16 protein-coding genes are annotated in these 17,063 nt (G+C 61.7%); 2 read left to right on the top strand and 14 right to left on the bottom strand.

Annotated features, from left to right (window positions below; genetic code table 11):
• Positions 1-52: 52 nt before the first annotated feature.
• The 5 genes from VSR34_RS05760 to VSR34_RS05780 all read right to left on the bottom strand — a co-directional run bounded on the left by VSR34_RS05760 (position 53) and on the right by VSR34_RS05780 (position 4,275).
• Positions 53-862: an amino acid ABC transporter permease gene (locus VSR34_RS05760; RefSeq protein WP_342962070.1), complete on the bottom strand. Its 810-nt coding sequence runs from the start codon at positions 860-862 to the stop codon at positions 53-55.
• On the bottom strand, positions 859-1,494 hold the full coding sequence (locus tag VSR34_RS05765; protein WP_342962071.1) for an amino acid ABC transporter permease: 636 nt from the start codon (positions 1,492-1,494) through the stop codon (positions 859-861). The genes VSR34_RS05760 and VSR34_RS05765 overlap by 4 nt, the downstream gene beginning before the upstream one ends.
• Positions 1,495-1,563: 69 nt before the next feature.
• On the bottom strand, positions 1,564-2,394 hold the full coding sequence (locus VSR34_RS05770; protein WP_342962072.1) for a glutamate ABC transporter substrate-binding protein: 831 nt from the start codon (positions 2,392-2,394) through the stop codon (positions 1,564-1,566).
• A gap of 91 nt (positions 2,395-2,485) precedes the next feature.
• Complete coding sequence (locus tag VSR34_RS05775) at positions 2,486-3,238, bottom strand: amino acid ABC transporter ATP-binding protein (RefSeq protein ID WP_342962073.1); 753 nt, start codon at positions 3,236-3,238, stop codon at positions 2,486-2,488.
• 23 nt (positions 3,239-3,261) lie between these two features.
• Positions 3,262-4,275, bottom strand: a complete 1,014-nt coding sequence (locus tag VSR34_RS05780; RefSeq protein WP_342962074.1) for an asparaginase — start codon at positions 4,273-4,275, stop codon at positions 3,262-3,264.
• A gap of 507 nt (positions 4,276-4,782) precedes the next feature.
• Here VSR34_RS05780 and VSR34_RS05785 point away from each other — a divergent pair.
• Positions 4,783-6,024, top strand: coding sequence for an FAD-binding oxidoreductase (locus VSR34_RS05785; RefSeq protein WP_342962075.1), 1,242 nt, complete (start codon positions 4,783-4,785; stop codon positions 6,022-6,024).
• Between the two features lie 744 nt (positions 6,025-6,768).
• Here VSR34_RS05785 and VSR34_RS05790 read toward each other — a convergent pair.
• The 7 genes from VSR34_RS05790 to msuE all read right to left on the bottom strand — a co-directional run bounded on the left by VSR34_RS05790 (position 6,769) and on the right by msuE (position 13,532).
• Positions 6,769-7,596 carry an ABC transporter ATP-binding protein gene (locus VSR34_RS05790; RefSeq protein ID WP_342962076.1) on the bottom strand — a complete coding sequence of 276 codons (828 nt, stop codon included), beginning with the start codon at positions 7,594-7,596 and terminating at the stop codon, positions 6,769-6,771.
• 1 nt (position 7,597) lies between these two features.
• Positions 7,598-8,980: an ABC transporter substrate-binding protein gene (locus VSR34_RS05795; RefSeq protein WP_342962077.1), complete on the bottom strand. Its 1,383-nt coding sequence runs from the start codon at positions 8,978-8,980 to the stop codon at positions 7,598-7,600.
• Positions 8,981-9,027: 47 nt separating this feature from the next.
• Positions 9,028-10,062, bottom strand: coding sequence for a branched-chain amino acid ABC transporter permease (locus tag VSR34_RS05800; protein WP_028210186.1), 1,035 nt, complete (start codon positions 10,060-10,062; stop codon positions 9,028-9,030).
• Positions 10,063-10,072: 10 nt separating this feature from the next.
• Positions 10,073-10,954: a branched-chain amino acid ABC transporter permease gene (locus VSR34_RS05805; protein ID WP_028232079.1), complete on the bottom strand. Its 882-nt coding sequence runs from the start codon at positions 10,952-10,954 to the stop codon at positions 10,073-10,075.
• A 12-nt stretch (positions 10,955-10,966) separates the two neighbouring features.
• A complete protein-coding gene (locus tag VSR34_RS05810) occupies positions 10,967-11,746 on the bottom strand; it encodes an ABC transporter ATP-binding protein (protein WP_342962078.1) in 780 nt (259 codons plus the stop codon).
• An 86-nt stretch (positions 11,747-11,832) separates the two neighbouring features.
• Positions 11,833-12,936 carry a dimethylsulfone monooxygenase SfnG gene (gene sfnG / locus VSR34_RS05815; RefSeq protein WP_028210183.1) on the bottom strand — a complete coding sequence of 368 codons (1,104 nt, stop codon included), beginning with the start codon at positions 12,934-12,936 and terminating at the stop codon, positions 11,833-11,835.
• Positions 12,937-12,962: 26 nt separating this feature from the next.
• Positions 12,963-13,532, bottom strand: a complete 570-nt coding sequence (msuE, locus tag VSR34_RS05820) for an FMN reductase (protein WP_028210182.1) — start codon at positions 13,530-13,532, stop codon at positions 12,963-12,965.
• A 519-nt stretch (positions 13,533-14,051) separates the two neighbouring features.
• Here msuE and VSR34_RS05825 point away from each other — a divergent pair.
• Positions 14,052-15,170: a sigma-54-dependent Fis family transcriptional regulator gene (locus VSR34_RS05825; RefSeq protein ID WP_028210181.1), complete on the top strand. Its 1,119-nt coding sequence runs from the start codon at positions 14,052-14,054 to the stop codon at positions 15,168-15,170.
• 33 nt (positions 15,171-15,203) lie between these two features.
• Here VSR34_RS05825 and VSR34_RS05830 read toward each other — a convergent pair whose 3' ends face one another.
• Positions 15,204-16,472, bottom strand: coding sequence for an acyl-CoA dehydrogenase family protein (locus tag VSR34_RS05830; protein WP_342962079.1), 1,269 nt, complete (start codon positions 16,470-16,472; stop codon positions 15,204-15,206).
• A 331-nt stretch (positions 16,473-16,803) separates the two neighbouring features.
• On the bottom strand, positions 16,804-16,995 hold the full coding sequence (locus VSR34_RS05835) for a hypothetical protein (protein ID WP_028210179.1): 192 nt from the start codon (positions 16,993-16,995) through the stop codon (positions 16,804-16,806).
• Between the last annotated feature and the right edge of the window lie 68 nt (positions 16,996-17,063).

The raw sequence follows: 17,063 nt of genomic DNA on the forward strand, positions 1-17,063 counted from the left end.
CTAAAACGTCGCGCCGAGTGAACGGGGCAAGCTCACCTCCTTCAGCACCCTCCTATCGGGCGACACCACGAATACGGCTTTTTATCCTCCATTGAATTAACATCAACAATACACTTACAATGCCGTACATCAGCGTTGAAACGAACGCTGCCTGCAGAAGCGACTGGGGTGCATATGTGGATATGAGTTGCGAGCAACGCAACAACTCGTTATAGGGAATGATGTAGCCGAGAGAGGTATCCTGAACTATTGCCAGCAACTGGCCAATCAGAGCGGGCATCATCCGCCGGATCGCTTGCGGCAGAATGATGTATTGCATCAATGTCGCCGGTCTCATCCCGATCGCGCGCGCCGCCTCCGCTTGCCCGCGAGGCAACGAAAGAATACCTGCCCTGACGATCTCAGCCATCAGCGCAGAGTGATGAAGCGTCAATGCAACGACCAGAAACGCGATGGCAGGCCATGCCAGTCCGATAGTCGGCAGCAGAACTGCCATAAAGAGGATCAAAAGCAGGAGAGGAACCGCGCGGAAAGCTGAAATATATACTTCCGCACACTTTCTTGCGGACGCCCGTTCGGATAGCCGCATCAGGGCAACCGGGACAGCAAATCCAAACGAAAGAATGCCACTGATGGCGGCGACAAGCAGCGTCGCCTCCAGACCTGTGAGCAGAAAACCCCACACCTTCGCATTGAAGAAGACGGCCCACCGGTCCTGGTCGAACTGCCCTTTTTGATACAAGCGATGTAAAACAGAGAAGGTCAGCGCGAGCACGAGAGCTGCGCCAGCAACAGCATAAAGGCGATTTCTCAACACGCCGACAGGGCCAGGCCGTTCATAAAGCAATCTGGTCTCGTTCATTGCGCGAATACGACTCTTTTTTCAATCATATTGAAGATCCAGCCCGTTGGTATGGTGAGTACGAGGTAAGATGCTGCGGCACCGAGAAACCATAACCATTGCGCTGTTTCTACATTGATGATCTGCGACGTCGCAGTGATTTCGAGTACCCCTGCAACGGCTGCCACGGACGTGGTCTTGATGTGGACAATAATGATCCCGCTCAGCGATGGAACGACCGAGCGAACAGCCTGCGGGATGACTATCGTACGCAGGATCCTGGCGAAAGACATGCCGAGACTGCGCGCTGCTTCCACCTGCCCTGTTCCAACCGAGCCAACTCCTGCCCTGATCGCCTCTGCGATCCAAGCTGCGGTATACAGGCCGAGAGCGAGCACTGCCGACGCGAACTCCGAATACATGAAGCCTAGTTTCGGAAGACCCCACACGATCAAGACGAGAAGCGCCAGAATCGGCGTCGCGCGCATCGCTTCGACGTAACACCACGCGAAAAAGTTAAGCGGGGGCGAGGGACATATCCGCATGATTGCCAGCACGACGCCGGCAACGAACGCAATCAAGATTGACCAAAAAGACAGCTCAAGGGTAACGCCGATCCCCTGGATAAACCGAAAAACATAATCCCAGAACATGTCCAGATCCCTGCTCGTTGTCGACCCGACCAGCGCTTCCGGCTCGCCGGGCCAGTCACGTGAATGCCGTCAATACCGTTCGATAGTCGGAACCTGTGCTTCGCCAAAATCTTTCAGGTCTCTATCGTACATACGCTGCCATTGACCGGACTTGATCATGGCCTCGAGTTCGCCGTTGATCCAGTTGCGGAACTGTACGTCATCATGCTTGACGACGACACCGTACGGCTCCTTCGTGAAGGGCTTGCCAAGCAACCGCAGACGATCCGGTTGCAGTTTCACGAACGGGACCAAAACGGCACCGTCATCGGTCAGGGCCGCAAAGCGCCCATCGGAAACCGCCTCCGCACAGCTCTTTTCATCCGTCAGTGAATGAATCTCTGCTTTCGGCGCGACCTTGAGCAGGTTCACGGCCGAGTCCGTGCCGGTCACGACGCACACGGACTTGCCATTCAGGTCACTCAGGTTCTGGATGCCGCTATTCTTGCCGACCATGACGTCCTGGCCCGCGAGGTAATAAGGGCCTGCGAATCCAATGATTTTTTTGCGTTCATCGTTGATGGTCGCGGTGGCCAGCGAAATGTCCACGCGACCCGTTTGAACGAACGCGAACCGGTTCGCACTCAGTACCGGCACGAATTCAACGTTGTCCTCGGAACCCGTCAGCTTCCTGGCCAGTTGCCGTGCGATATCGATCTCGAAGCCTTCTGCCTTGTTGGTTGTCGGGTTCAGCATCGAAAACCCGGGGCCATCAAGCGAAGTTCCGACCACGAACTTGCCCTTCTTCTGAATTGCCTCCATGGTGGAGCCAGCCGGGAAAGTTTCTGCCACGGCAAGTGCTGACATGGTCAGTCCCACGGCCAATACCGCGAAAATCGTCTTTAGCTTTGCTGCTTTCATCTGAGAGGCTCCAAATTGATCTTCCGGTCTACAGCAGGATGTTGTTACCGGTCTCGAATAAAGGCGCTAGTTTCCCCTCCTTGCCATGATGTCAGTGGCTCAAGATTTTCGACAGGAAGTCCTGCGCCCGATCTGATTGCGGGGACTTAAAAAACACTCGTGGACACCCCTCCTCGACTATCCGACCATCGTCCATGAACACCACGCGGTCGGCTGCCTTGTTCGCAAAGCCCATTTCATGTGTCACCACAATCATGGTCATGCCGTTCTTTGCGAGATCGACCATAACGTTCAGCACCTCTGAGACCATTTCGGGATCCAGTGCAGAAGTCGGTTCATCGAACAGCATGACTTTCGGCTTCATCGCCAGCGACCGGGCCAGCGCGACGCGTTGCTGCTGACCACCGGAAAGCTGCGCCGGATATGCATTTTCCTTCTCGGCAATACCGACCCTCTGGAGCAAAGCCCGAGCATCGGCTTGCGCCTCTTCACGTGTTTTCCCGAGAACCTTGACGGGACCGATGGTGATGTTCTGCAGCACAGTCAGGTGCGCAAAAAGATTGAAGGACTGGAAAACCATGCCGACTTCCGCGCGGAATCTGGCCAGTGCCTTCCCTTCTTCTGGCTGAATCTGACCGGCGATGCTGATCTCGCCGGCATCGATCGCTTCGAGCCTGTTGATACATCTGCACAGCGTCGATTTTCCGGACCCGGATGGACCTACGACTACGACCACCTCGCCGGCCATGACATCGAGATTGATGTCACGCAAGACCTGCTTGGCACCGAAAAACTTGTTCACGGCCCGTATCGAAATGAGTGGTCTGTTTGTGGCATTCAACATTGCGTCTCCGACAAATGCGCGCATCACACGTATTTCAACCTGAAGTCACACGACAACTGGCCCACTTTGTGGCCATTGCAGTTGCGCAGATCTGGATTCAGCCATCCCTGAAGCTCATTGACGGTGGCATCATCCGCGATGCCTAGCTGTCGCATTACCTCGATGCTCACCGCGTAAGCGGTCGAGTAGTCACCGTCACCGACCTTGAGCGCGATCCCGACACCATGTTTTCGGGTACCGATGCAGCGCACCCCTTGTGCTCCCGTCTTGCTCACCCATTTTCCTTTCCCCACACTGGTCAGCGCCTCATCGGCAAGTCCAGTGCCCGAGTACATTCCGGGCCATTCCATCATGGCGTCCGCCAGGGTAGCCATAGCCCGGTCAAGTTCGTCACCATCCTTGCTGGCTGCGCCAAAGCGCGCCCAGATCTTCGCAAGGCGGGACAACGGCAGACCGATATTCGGCGCGTTACATCCGTCCGTCCCGTACCACAATTGCGTTGGACTTGTCCCTGAGAGGTCGCTCACCACCTTTACGATCTCCCGCTGCAAGGTGTGCAACGGATCAAGATAGTCGTGCCTGGAATGGCCACCCATTCGGCAATAAGCGAGAAATCCGGCGTGCTTGCCCGAGCAGTTATTGTGTCGCTGGTCGATGGCGAAACCGGGCGGCACGGCTTCGCCATTGGCGAATCTTTCTGGCAAGTGACAACCGCAGCCAAGATCGTGCTCGGTGCATCCCGCCTTTTCGAGCATGTCCGAGACGCCTTTGACATGCATCTCCTCGCCAGAATGGCTCGCGCACATCAGCGCCGTCTGCTGCTGCGTAAAACCGAACCGCGTGATACCGCCCGCGAGCGTGAAAGGCAGGGCCTGAAATGGCTTGAGCGCCGACCGGGAGAACGTGTAGGCCCCCGGATCGCCTGCATAGGCTATTAGTCTGCCTTGCGTGTCGACGACAGCCACTGAACCCCTGTGAATGCATTCGACGTGGTCGCCACGTGTCGCCACGGCAAGTGGCTCATGATTGAAGCTCATTGATGCCTCGTTTCGCGATTACTTGTTTTCAGTGCCGTCTTTGTCAGCGCACTGGACGAACTCCGAGACCGCCCCCCCCGGGAACGCGAGCCCCGCCCAAATTCAGGCACTGGCACTTCTGAGTTTGTTATGCCGTACGGTGATACCCTGATCGGCCCGTCATTAAGTTGACATGTCAACGCATTTTGGCAAAACGACACCCAGTCGCAAGCTCAGGATTACCCTACGATGAGCCGACGACATTACCAATAGGCAATGTGATATGCCACCCAACAAAGGTGCAATGTCAAATTCATTTGCAGAAAATTGGCTCGCGCAATAGGGTCGGAATGCCCCACGGTGGCCGTGGCTCTGGTATCTTCCTCAGGTACGGTCTTTGTGACGGCCCGCTCTCTTGTTGCCCGGGCAGCGTGGCATCAAACGATCAGTCGATGCTCCGGCCACCCTTCGTTGTCCGTCTAGCCGGCAATCGACAAGACCGCGTGGAAATTGATTCGGGGTGCACATTTGAATTACGATTGCGTGGTACTAGGGGCTGGGATAGTTGGCATATCTGCAGCCCTGAATCTTCAAGCTCGGGGGCGATACGTTTGCGTTGTCGACCGGGAACTACCTGCAGCAGGAGCGAGCATCGGGAACGCTGGCCTGATCGAGCGGTCCAGCGTCATCCCATATGCATTTCCCCGCCAACCCGGTCGACTTTTGCGCTACGCGTTGAACCGCGAGCCTGACGTTCGATACGCGCCGAATGCCATTCCAGGCATCGCGCGATGGTTGATCAACTATTGGAAGCAATCCGGCGCGGAACGTCTGCAACATGCGGCGGCCGCGATGCTGCCGCTCATCGAGCGGTGCGTGGCTGAGCACGACGAGTTGATAGATCGATCAGGAATTGGAGCGATAGTCTCGAACCGTGGGTGGATGGAGATTTTCCGCGATCTAAAGCTTTTTTGCGCGGCGCGCGAGGAAGCTGAATCACTTGCAAGGTACAAGCTGTCTTATGACGTCCTTCACCAGCGCGAAATTCTGGATTTCGAGCCTGGCCTTAACGAAACAGTGATCGGTGGCATACGCTGGAATGACCCGAAGAGCGTCCGGGATCCGGGGGCGATGTTGGCCGCTTATACCTCGCTGTTTCAACGAGAAGGTGGCACCCTCGCCAAGGGCGATGCACAAACTCTTCGACGAGATGGAGCTATGTGGCTAGTCGAGTCTTACGCCGCAAACGTAAGAGCGGAAAATGTCGTGATCGCTCTTGGCGCCGATTCTGACCTTCTATGTAATGCGCTAGGCTATCGAGTTCCATTGGCCGCCAAGCGTGGTTACCATCTCCACTTTCACCCTGTCGATCACGGGATGCCGAAGCTGCCCATATGTGACAGCACGGGTGGCTACGTACTGGCGCCGATGGCGGCAGGCATCCGGCTCACCACCGGAATCGAATTTGCGCGTCGTAACGCTCCGCCGAATCCGATACAGATTCGACGCGCAGAACGCCTGGCAAGGAGCGTTTTCAGATTAGGTCGCCAGGTCGAACGCGCCCCGTGGATGGGCCGCCGGCCATGCCTGCCAGATATGCGTCCGATAATCGGTCCTGCGCCGAATCACCGTGGCGTCTGGTTCGATTTCGGACATGCACATCATGGCCTCACCCTGGGGCCGGTAAGCGGGCGGTTACTGGCCGAACAGATGACAGGTGCCAAACCGTTTACGGACCCCGCGCCGTTCAGCATTACTCGCTTTATCTAATCGACCGCTTGGCCCGAAATCGGGCAAATATGCCTTTGCATCGCGGCACTAACGCGACTGTCCAATGACGTCCGTGCCTGCCGCGGGCACAAGCCACACTCAAGATAAGTCGCGGCGCTAGACACAGGGTTCTATAGACAGCGCCGCCAGAAATTGCACGAACGGTACGCGTTCGCGAAACTAAGGTTATAACTACCTGTGTGCAACTGCAATATACCTCGGACCCCTGTCGCACAAGGCGCAGAGGCCGTTTCCCGTTTCAACTGCTGTAACGCAATGGACGGCCGGGCGGCAAGAAACGATCATGGCGCGCAAGCTGGGGGACTCCCATCCTGTTGGCGGAGGCGCTTCCGTTCCCGTATCGAGCCGCAGTGATTGCCGCGAGCATCGCGGCATGGGACTTTGCGATCGTCGTGCACGTCATCGTCGAACAGACTGTGCGCCAAACGATGATTGAAAACCGTCACTTGGCTCGCGTCACCGCAACAGTCAGATTTGTTAGCTGGGGGGCCGCCCCGATAGGTGCACTGCTCGGGGGTCTAGCCGCCAGCTCGGTTCTCGGAGCGAGAGGCACGCTGCTTTTTTGCCTGATCGGGTTCACTGCGTCGGGCGCATTGCTCTTGCTCTCGAGACGCATCAGGCGATTGACCCGCATAGACCTGGACTCCGAACGGGAGATGCTCGAGAAAATAGACAGGTAGGTCTTTGTCGGCACAATCTCCGGCGCGGCCCCGAGCATCCAACTCACCCGACCTCAGGAATCTGCACGGCTGCCTCTGGCACAGACTGACCGTTACGTTTGACACGCCGCGCCGTGTAGTCGACGGACTTGCCCCCCAGATACGCGTCCCGCAGCGCGTCCAGCCGTGCAAGTTCGGCTGACGCGCCCTGTGCCACGACGCGTCCCCCTTCGAGCACATACCCGTAGTGGGCGTAACGCAGCGCCATCGTCGCGTTCTGCTCGGCAAGCAGGAAGCTCACGCCCTCGTCGCGGTTGAGCGCCGCAACGATCTCGAAGATCTCCTCCACGACGAGCGGCGCAAGCCCCATCGAAGGCTCGTCGAGCAGGACGAGCGCTGGACGCGCCATCAGCGCCCGGCCGATCGCCACCATCTGCTGCTCGCCGCCCGACGTCAAGCCGGCCGGCGTCTGCCGCTTTACCTTCAAACGCGGAAAGATCGCATAGATCCGCTCGATGTCCGCCTCGATCTCCGCACGCCGCGGCCGCCGCGCGAACGCCCCGATCCGCAGGTTCTCCTCGACCGACAGATGCGCAAAACAGCGTCGGCCCTCCAGCACCTGAACGAGCCCGCGCTCGACCAGCGTCCACGGCTCCACGCGTGTGACATCTGCGCCGCGATAGACGATGCGTCCGCCCGTCAGCTCGCCGCGCTCGGCACGCACGAGGTTCGAGATCGCCTTGAGCGTGGTCGTCTTGCCCGCACCGTTGCCGCCAAGGAGCGCGACGATCGCGCCTTCCGGCACCGCCAGCGATACCCCGCGCAAGGCGGGGATGATCTGGCTATAAGTCACGGCGATCTCGTCGACCTGCAGGATCGGGGTGCTCGTCATGTCAGAGGTCCTTGCTGCAATCGCGCGGCGTAATGCCCTTTTCCTTCGCATAGGACAGGGCCGACTTCTCGATGATCGGACGCAGCAACGCGCGGTCGGCCTGAACCCAGTTGCTGATCACGTTCCACTTCTGGCCGTCCCATTGCTGAAAGCGCACCGCGCCGCCGCCCTCGTGGTCCGAGCAGGTCAGCTTGAGCGGCTGGACAAGACCCAGCGCGCCGAGTTGCTTGAGGCGCGCATCGTCGAGATCCAGATGCTCGAAGCCCCAGCGCACCTGCTCACCCGTCAGCGGCTTGTTGCCGAACTTGCGCTGCGCGACGCGCACCGCCTCGACGTTCAGAATGCCGTTCACCACACCCAGGTTGTAATAGACGGTGCCGAAGCGCGACGCATCCTTGAGGTTGCCGTTACCCGGCTTGACCACGTACTGGTTGATCGCCTGCAGCACCGGGTAGTCCGTGCCCGAGGGGTGCGTCGTGATCGAAATGAAGCCCTTGGCCGCGTCGCCCGCCGGACGCACGTCTTCCTCGGAGTTGCTCCAGATGTTGCCGATGATGTGATCGACCGGATAGCCGACCTTCTGCGCAGTCTTGAGCGCCACAGGGTTCATCACGCCCCAGCCGCGCAGGATGACCCAGTCAGGATTGATCTGGTGAATCTTCAGCCACTGCGAACCCTGTTCGTTGCCGGGGTGCGGAACCTCGATCTGGGTCACGTCGAAACCGTACTTCTTCGCGAGCAGATCCACGACGGGAATCGTCTCGCGGCCATACGGCGAGCCGTGATAGAGCACGACGATCTTCTTGCCCTTGAGCGCGGCGAGTCCGCCCGAACGCTGCCCGATGTAGTTGACGATCGCCGAGACCTCGCTGTACGGATTCAACTGCAGCGGGAACACGTAGGGAAACACCGCGCCGTCGGTCGAATCGGTGCGGCCGTGGTTGATCGTGATGAGCGGAATCTTGTCGGCCGTGGAACGGTCGAGCGTCGCGTAGGCGATGCCGACCGACAACGGGTTCGTGGCCGCGGTCGGCGCGCCGTCGGGGCCGCCCTTCTTCAGACGCTCATAGCACTCCACCCCCTTCTCCACCACGTACTCGGTCTCGCACTCCTTCCATACGAGCTTGACGCCGTTGACGCCGCCGTCGCGCGCATTGATCAGTTGCAGATAATCGATGAAGCCGCCAAAAAATCCGCTGCCGCCAGCCGCATAAGGGCCGACCCGATAGCTTTGCAGCGGAAAGTATTCCTCTCCCGCAGCATGCGCTTGAGGCAGAGCGCCGATTGTGAGCGCGAGCGCGGCAACGAAGGCAGAGGACCATTTCCCCCATTTCGCGCCAACGGCGCGAAGAGGACGCTCAGAACGAATAGCATTATTTTGCATAACAAAATATTCCATGAACGATAAAAGAAACGACGAAAACGAATGAATCAGGTTTGCTTCGATCGGCGTTGGCGGACGATCTGCACGAGCCTCGCGAGGCCTTCCGGTTCCTTGATCAGGAAGACGATGATCAGCGTGCCGAACACGATCTTCTGCAGGTTCTGCACCTGGTCCGCGCCGATGCCCGCCTGCGCCAGCGCACCCGCCGCGTTCGAAAGCAGGATCGGCAGCAGCACGATGAAGGCCGCGCCCAGGAAGTTGCCCGAGATGCTGCCCATGCCGCCGATGATGATGATGAACAGCACCTGGAAAGAGAGATTCAGGTTGAAGCCATCCGGCTCGATCGTGCCGAGATACGCGAAGGCCCACAGCGCGCCCGCGATGCCGAGCACGAAGGAACTCAGCGCGAAGGCCAGCAGCTTGCTGCGGCCCACCGGAATGCCGATCACGCGCGCGGCTGCCTCCATGTCGCGCACGGCCATCCAGCGCCGGCCCAGTTCGCTGCGCACGAGGCTCGCGCCGAATGCGAAGAGCACGGTCGCGACGCCGAGCACGAACAGGTAGCGCGACACCGGCGTGTCGATGCGCCAGTGCCCTATTGCGAGCTGGGGTGCGTTCAGCACGCCTGACGTGTCGTAGTTGGAAAACCAGCCCACGCGCGTGAACAGCCAGACCACGATGAACTGCGCGGCCAGCGTCGAGACGATCAGGTAGAAGCCTTTGATGCGCAGGCTCGGCAGGCCGAACAGCACGCCGGCCCCTGCGCTGAAGAGGCCGCCGAACAAGAGCGCAAGCGGCAGCGGCAGCGCGGGCACGCGCACGAGCAGGTTGTAGGTCGCGTAGGCGCCGATCGACATGAACGCGGCCGAGCCGAGCGACAGTTGCCCCGCATAGCCGGTCAGCAGGTTCAGGCCGAGTCCGGCTAGCGAGAGGATGAGGAACGGCACGAGGATCGCGTTCAGCCAGTAGTCGTTCGCCACGAGCGGCACGCCGGCGAATGCGACGAGCGCCGTCGCGAGCGGCACGCTCAGTTGGCGCAGGTTCACCCGGCGCGGTTCGGCAAGGGTACGGGTCAGTTCCATCACGGTTTCCTCAAACGCGCTCGACGGCCGCCTCGCCGAACAGGCCGGACGGGCGCGCGAGCAGGAATAGCATGGCAAGCAGATAAGGGAACCAGTTCTCGATGCCGTCGCCGATCACTGCGCCCGCATAGACCTCGGCCAGCTTTTCCGTCGCGCCGACCAGCAGGCCTGCGACGATCGCGCCGCCGATCGAGGAGAACCCGCCGATGATGAGCACGGGCAACGCCTTGAGCACGACCAGCGACAACGAGAACTGCACGCCGAGCCGCGCGCCCCAGAGCAGGCCCGCGACCAGGCTGACGAAGCCAGCCAGCGCCCAGACGATCGCCCAGATGCGCGGCAGCCGCACGCCGACCGCGAACGCGGCGAGCGGATCGTCGGCCACGGCGCGCAGCGACAGGCCGAAGCGCGAGCGCTTCGCGAGTTGCGAGAGCGCAAGCACGAGTCCGCCCGCGGTGGCGGCCGCGAACAGATCGAAACGGCTCGCCATCACGCCGGCCAGGTGCAGCGGCCGGTCGTCGATACCAAGGTCGAGCCCGTGCACCTGCGCGCCCCAGATGAGCTGCGCCGCACCTTCGAGAATCAGGCTCAGGCCGAGGGTGGCCATGAAGAGGACGATCGGCGCACGGTTGACGAGCGGCCGCAGCACGAAGCGCCCCGTTGCGATCGCGATCAGCACGAGCGCGGCAAGCGTCGCGACGAACGACAACCACGGATTCCAGCCGCGCTCGACGAGGCTCACGTAGGTCAGCGCGCCGAACAGCACGAGCGAGCCCTGCGCGAAGTTGAAGATGCCCGACGCCTTGTAGATCAGCACGAAGCCGATCGCGACCAGCGAATACATCACGCCCGCGAGCAAGCCGCCCACCAGCACCTCGAAGAAAAATCCCATGTCCCTCGCCTCTCAATGACGTGTGCCGAGATAGGCCGCCAGCACGTCCGGGTTCGTGCGGACTTCGTCGGGCCTGCCGTCGGCGATCTTCTTGCCGTAATCGAGCACCACCACGTGATCGGACAGGCCCATCACCACGCCGATGTCATGCTCGATCAGCACGACCGTGACGCCCAGATGTTCGTTGGCATCCAGCACGTAACCGGCCATCGCGTGCTTCTCGTCGGCATTCATGCCGGCCATGGGCTCGTCGAGCAGCAGCAGGCGCGGTTCGGCGGCCAGCGCGCGCGCCAGCTCGACGCGCTTCTGCAACCCGTACGACAAGGTGCCCACCACGCTATCGCGCCATGGCTGCAAGTCCAGCGCTTCGATCACGCGCTCCGCGCGCTCGCGCTGGTCGGCTTCGTCCCGTGCCGCGCGGCCCACGTGCAGCGTCTGCTCGAGCCACGTGCTGCGGCGATGCAGGTTGCGGCCCGTGAGCACGTTGTCGAACACGCTCATGCGCCTGAACAGCGCGAGATTCTGGAAGGTGCGCGCGATGCCGCGATGCGCGGCGTCGTACGCGTCCATGCGCCGCCAGGCGTGGCCATCGAAACGCAGCGTGCCCTGCTGCGGGCGATAAACACCATTGATCACGTTCAGCAGCGAACTCTTGCCCGCGCCGTTGGGGCCGATCAGCGCGCAGATCTCGCCTGCCGCGACTTCGAAACTGATATCGGAAATGGCCTTGACGCCCCCGAACGACACGGAAATGCCGTCGAGCGCAAGCAAGACCGTCGAGGCTTGCGTCATGCTGATTCACCCCTTCGGATGGCGTTTTTGTGTTCCGGGTGGCCGTGTCCGCTCGCGCGCCCGGCCACGCCCCGCCGCCGCTTGCTTCAGGCGGCCTGCTTCTGCCGCTGCGCTTCGAGTTCGCGCACGAGCGGCAACACCTTCTGGCCGAAATATTCGACTTCCTCGATGAAATGCAGGAAGCCCGTCAGCACGAGATCGACGCCGATCGACTTGAGCTCGACGATGCGCTCGGCAATCTGCTGCGGCGTGCCGATCAGGTTCGTGCGGAAGCCGTCGTTGTACTGGACGAGATCCTCGAAGGTCGATTTGGCCCAGTTGCCCTCGCCTTCCGGCGAAGCGCTGCCCGCTTGCTTGACCGCATCGCCGAACGCGTGCACGGCCTCGACGTGCGCGTGCCTGATGATGTCGTCGAGCACCGCTTTCGCTTCTTCTTCGGTATCGCGCGCGATCACGAACGCGTTCACGCCAATACGCACCTGATGGTTGTTCTGGGCCGCCTTCGCGCGGATATCGTCGATCTGCGCCTTGAGATTTTCGGGCGTATTGCCGTTCGTGAAGTACCAGTCCGATACGCTCGCCGCGTTGTCGCGCGCCGCGCGCGAACTGCCGCCCTGGAAAATCTCGGGATGGGGCTTTTGCACCGGCTTCGGACTCAGCGTGTAGTTGTTGAATCGATAGAAGTCGCCCTTGAACGTGAAGTTGTCCTCGGTCCAGATGCCCTTGAGCGCGCGGATGAACTCGTTCGAGCGGCGATAACGCTCGTCGTGCTCGAGCCACGGCTCGCCGATCGCGGTGAACTCGCCCTTGAACCAGCCGCTCACGACGTTGATCGCAATGCGGCCGTTCGAAATGTGGTCGATGGTGGCGATCTGCTTGGCGACGACGGCCGGATGCCACGGCCCGGGCAGGATCGCCGCGAGCACCTTGAGCCGGGTGGTCGACTGCAGCAGCGCCTGACTGAACGACACCGACTCGTGCTGATGCTCGGCGCCATAGCCGGCCGTGAAGCGAATCTGGCTCAGCGCGTATTCGAAGCCCGCCCGCTCGGCGGTCTGCGCGAGACGCTGGTTGTATTCGAGGCTCCAGTCGGTGCGCTGCTCGATCGTGCTGACGACGAGGCCGCCGCTCACATTCGGCACCCAGTAGGCGAATTTGACGGCGTCGTTCGTGTGGGAAGTCTGGCTCATTGAAGGTTCCTCGTTGGGCTTTGGATTCAGGCGGCAAGCGCCGCGGTGACGTTTTCCGCACGCACGCGCAGTTGCGGCGCCGCGCGTTCGATGGCGAGTGCGATGCGGGCGCGCAAGGCCTCGTTCGCGATCTCGTAGCGATCGAAATCGTGTTCGGAGGCGTACACGCCGATCGGCAGCGTGCGCGCCTGGAAGAAGCTGAAGAGCGGTCGCAGTTGATGATCGATGACCAGCGCATGGCGATCGCTGCCGCCGGTGGCGGCCAGCAGGACCGGCACGTCGATCAGGGCCTCGTGATGCACGAGATCGAAGAGATGCTTGAACAGCCCTGTGTACGAGGCTCGATAGACCGGGCTCGCCGCGATCACGAGGTCGGCGGTCTCGATCGCGCGGATGTGTTCCTCGATATCGGCCGGCACCTGCGCACGCGTGAGCGCACCGGAGAGCCGTCCCGCGATCTCGCCCAGCTCGATCACGCGGATCTCGACAGGCAGCGCGGCCTCCAGCGCGGTCAGCAACGACTGCACCAGCGCCAGCGTGCGCGACGGCCGCTGCAAGCTGCCTGATACCGCCACCACTTTGTACTTCTGGCTCATAAGGATTCCTTGATTAACCGGGGCATGCCTGATCGGTCCCGTCAGGAGGTAAAGGCAAGTACCGTGCCAAAGTGTTCGAACAAGCGGGGCGTGTCGGGACGGCCGGCGTAGCAGCGATTTTTCCTGCGAGACCGGTGTCCAGGAGCCGGAAATGCACCTGATAAGCACATTGCAGCGACGCTCGAATCGATATGCAGGAACGTGATGAAGCGCGGGCAACAGCGCTGCTTCTTCGCTGCTTCTGACGCAGCAGCACCGGCTCGCCAAACGAATGGAAGCGCGCCAGGAAGCTTGGCCCCGGTCACGCTGCTGCTATCGCAGCACTGTGATTAGGTTATGAGAAATCCTCGCTTCTCTCCGCGGCCAAAACCTTGAACACTGTGCTGATCCTGCAGCACACCTGTCGTGCCGCGCCAACCGGTCACACCGTCGTTCGCTGCACGATCCGCTCGCCTTCAAGAGGCGCGAGACCGACGACCGGGCGCTCAATCGAACCTATCGCACGCCGAGCTTCTACTCATGAACCACACGCTCCCCAACGCATGGTCCGACGAGGCCGAAGCAGACCGCCACGACCCCGTCTCCGTCCTGACTTTGCCGCACAAGCATGCGCTCACCACCTCGATCCGCGCACGCGCGCAGGTTTTCGTCGATCCCCGTTCGATCAGGCTGCTCGAACGCATCGAGCTGGTCGCGCCGAGCGACGCGAATATCCTGATCATCGGCGAGACCGGCACGGGCAAGGAACTGGTGGCGCGCCACGTGCACAGCCTGAGCGAGCGGCGCGACAAGCCCTTCGTCGCCGTCAACTGCGGCGCGTTCTCCGAAACACTCGTCGAAAGCGAACTGTTCGGACATGAGAAAGGCGCCTTCACCGGCGCGTTCAACGCCAAGCCGGGCTGGTTCGAGGCGGCCAACGGCGGCACGCTGTTCCTCGACGAGATCGGCGACTTGCCGCTCTCGATGCAGGTCAAGCTGCTGCGCGTGCTGCAGGAGCGCGAGGTGGTGCGGCTCGGATCCCGGCGCGGCATCCCGATAGACGTACGCGTCGTGGCCGCGACGAACGTCCATCTGCAGCACGCGGTGGCCGCCGGGCATTTCCGCAGCGACTTGTTCTACCGGCTCAACGTCGTTCAACTCGCGATTCCCACGCTGCGCGAGCGTACCGGCGACATCCTGCCGCTCGCCCGCTACTTCATCGAGGACTACCGCGGGCGGCTCGGCTACGGGCCGCGCACGATCTCCCCGCGCGCCGAGCAGAAGCTGCTGGCGTATAGCTGGCCGGGCAACATTCGCGAACTGGAGAACGTGATCCATCACGCGCTGCTCGTGAGCCGCCACGACGCCCTCCAGGACGGCGACCTGCATCTGTTCTCGTCCGGCATCGCGGCGACGGCTGGCAGCTGCGCGCCGAGCGGTCTACCGAACGGTCCGCATCATGCGCTCGAAACCGCGCTGCTCGAACTCTTCAATGGCGAGCACGAAAATCTCTTCGAACAGATCGAGGACACGGTGATGCGCACGGCGTTCGAGTACAGCCACCGCAACCAGATTCAGGCCGCGAGGCTGCTCGGCATCAGCCGCAACGTCTTGCGCGCGCGGCTGATCCGCACTAAGGAAATCGCCGCCGCGAAGTAGTGCCGTCCACGGGACGGCACGATGCCGCCGCGCTCAGGCCGCTTTCTGCTGAGCGGCGGGACCGGCGCCGATCGCCCAGACATAGGGGGGCTCGGTCCCGTTGATCTCGCGGTCGCCCACGATACGCTCCTTGAAGACGATGGGATTGTGCGAGGCCGCCGTGCGTGCGTTGCGCCAGTGGCGATCGAGACGCTTCTGCTCGCTCGTGCCTGAAGCGCCGAGCGCGTTGAACAGCAGTGTCGTGGCACGCAGCACGAGATCGGCGATCACGCTCTGGCCGCGCGCGGAGTCCAGCTCGGCATCGACGTTCGCTTCGTGTTCGGCCTGTGCATCTCCGCCGAAGCGCGCCTCGTAGGCGCGCTGCGAAGCCTGCGCCGCGCGAACGGCCGTGGCCTCGGCCGCGAACACGAGCGACGAGACCTGCCCCACCACCTGCTGCACCTGCGGATCCTGCGCGAACGACGGCGCATTGCCGTGGCTGAAGATGCGCCGGCGCGATCGTACCGCGTGCGAGATGTCGCGCAGCGCGGCGCGGCCCACGCCCGCGAGGACCGCCAGCAACACGAGCTGGTAGAACGCCGTCTGGTATTTGAAGCGCGTACCGAAGTCGATGATGTCGATCTCGTCCACCTCGGCCGCTGCGAATGTCGTCGTACCGCTGCCCGTCGTACGCTGTCCGAAGCCGTCCCAATCGTCGCGATGCGTCACGCCGGGCTGCCTCGCGCGCACGGCCGCGATCACGTCCTCGCCCGTGTCTTCGCGGCGTGCGAAGACGTCGATCCAGTCGGCGAAGATGCTGCCCGTGCTGTAGTACTTCTCGCCATTGACGACCCAGCGCCCGCCGTCACGCGACACGCGCGTGATCACGTCGCCGATCGCGACGCTGCCGACCTCGGTCCAGGCATTGCCGACCAGTTCGCCCGCAACGAATCGCGCGAACCAGACATCGCGCGCCGGGCCGGGCTCGGCGTTGAGGCGGTCTTCGACGAACGCGAAATGGCCGCGCAGCGCCTGGGGCAGGTTGGAGTCGGCTTCGGCCAGTTCGATCAGAAGCTGAATCAATTGCGGCAGCGAAGCGCCCGCGCCGCCCTGCTCGACTGGCACGCGAACCGCGCCGAATCCGGCGGCCCTGAGCCATTCGATCTGCTCATACGGCAAACTGCGATCGCGCTCGCGCGCCAGCGCGCCCTCCGCGATGCGGGCGAAGATCGGCCGAAATCGCGAGGCGAGGCGCTCGTAATCCGTGCCCAGCGATAAAGCGGGCGTGACGATTCCCCTGCTGGCGAGATTCAATGCGGTCATGTGTGCTCCAGATATCGGCTTGATGAATGGCCCGCGAATGGGCCTCGTTCCTTACCGATAAAGCAGAAGCCATGCCAATCGTCCGTTCAGCAACAGGGATGGGAGACGCGGCAACGGCTCGCGCCAGTTGCTGGCTCAGCAACAGCATGCTGCTGATTCACTGCTCTATATTCAGCGATCCCGCCGGCTTGCGGTCAGTCGTTTCCCGCACTGAGGGTTTCCTTCTCCTTGGGTCCTGCTGCTGCCCGCGCACGAGGCGTGTGGACGATACCGCCCGAGCCGCCGGTGAAAGCGCTTCGTGGCGCGGGCTTTGGAGGACTTCGACAGGCCGTTACTCGGAGCCCGGGTTGGACTTGCCGGTTTCGCTCAAATCGTCTTCTCGCACCTCCGCCTCTCGCACCGTCGTTCCTTCGTCGTCGGTTTCGGAGACGTCGGTTTTGAACGTGCCTGTATCGTCCTCGGGTTGCTGGCTGGATTCGTCTTTCTCATCGGGGCGCCCTGCGCCTGGGTCTGGAATGTTCATCGCTGCTCCTGGATCGTGAAAAAGGCGCGAACACCTGCGTGTCGTTCAGGCAGAGAAATGGTCCCGGC

Source organism: Paraburkholderia sp. JHI2823, assembly GCF_038900695.1.
In the GTDB taxonomy this organism is placed as follows: domain Bacteria; phylum Pseudomonadota; class Gammaproteobacteria; order Burkholderiales; family Burkholderiaceae; genus Paraburkholderia; species Paraburkholderia mimosarum.

What these genes read in the sequence shown, in the direction of transcription:
- VSR34_RS05760 (WP_342962070.1), bottom strand. Translation starts at nt 862, where the DNA reads ATGAACGAGACCAGATTGCTTTATGAACGGCCTGGCCCTGTCGGCGTG.
- VSR34_RS05765 (WP_342962071.1), bottom strand. Translation starts at nt 1,494, where the DNA reads ATGTTCTGGGATTATGTTTTTCGGTTTATCCAGGGGATCGGCGTTACC.
- VSR34_RS05770 (WP_342962072.1), bottom strand. Translation starts at nt 2,394, where the DNA reads ATGAAAGCAGCAAAGCTAAAGACGATTTTCGCGGTATTGGCCGTGGGA.
- VSR34_RS05775 (WP_342962073.1), bottom strand. Translation starts at nt 3,238, where the DNA reads ATGTTGAATGCCACAAACAGACCACTCATTTCGATACGGGCCGTGAAC.
- VSR34_RS05780 (WP_342962074.1), bottom strand. Translation starts at nt 4,275, where the DNA reads ATGAGCTTCAATCATGAGCCACTTGCCGTGGCGACACGTGGCGACCAC.
- VSR34_RS05790 (WP_342962076.1), bottom strand. Translation starts at nt 7,596, where the DNA reads ATGACGAGCACCCCGATCCTGCAGGTCGACGAGATCGCCGTGACTTAT.
- VSR34_RS05795 (WP_342962077.1), bottom strand. Translation starts at nt 8,980, where the DNA reads ATGCAAAATAATGCTATTCGTTCTGAGCGTCCTCTTCGCGCCGTTGGC.
- VSR34_RS05800 (WP_028210186.1), bottom strand. Translation starts at nt 10,062, where the DNA reads ATGGAACTGACCCGTACCCTTGCCGAACCGCGCCGGGTGAACCTGCGC.
- VSR34_RS05805 (WP_028232079.1), bottom strand. Translation starts at nt 10,954, where the DNA reads ATGGGATTTTTCTTCGAGGTGCTGGTGGGCGGCTTGCTCGCGGGCGTG.
- VSR34_RS05810 (WP_342962078.1), bottom strand. Translation starts at nt 11,746, where the DNA reads ATGACGCAAGCCTCGACGGTCTTGCTTGCGCTCGACGGCATTTCCGTG.
- sfnG (WP_028210183.1), bottom strand. Translation starts at nt 12,936, where the DNA reads ATGAGCCAGACTTCCCACACGAACGACGCCGTCAAATTCGCCTACTGG.
- msuE (WP_028210182.1), bottom strand. Translation starts at nt 13,532, where the DNA reads ATGAGCCAGAAGTACAAAGTGGTGGCGGTATCAGGCAGCTTGCAGCGG.
- VSR34_RS05825 (WP_028210181.1), top strand. Translation starts at nt 14,052, where the DNA reads ATGAACCACACGCTCCCCAACGCATGGTCCGACGAGGCCGAAGCAGAC.
- VSR34_RS05830 (WP_342962079.1), bottom strand. Translation starts at nt 16,472, where the DNA reads ATGACCGCATTGAATCTCGCCAGCAGGGGAATCGTCACGCCCGCTTTA.
- VSR34_RS05835 (WP_028210179.1), bottom strand. Translation starts at nt 16,995, where the DNA reads ATGAACATTCCAGACCCAGGCGCAGGGCGCCCCGATGAGAAAGACGAA.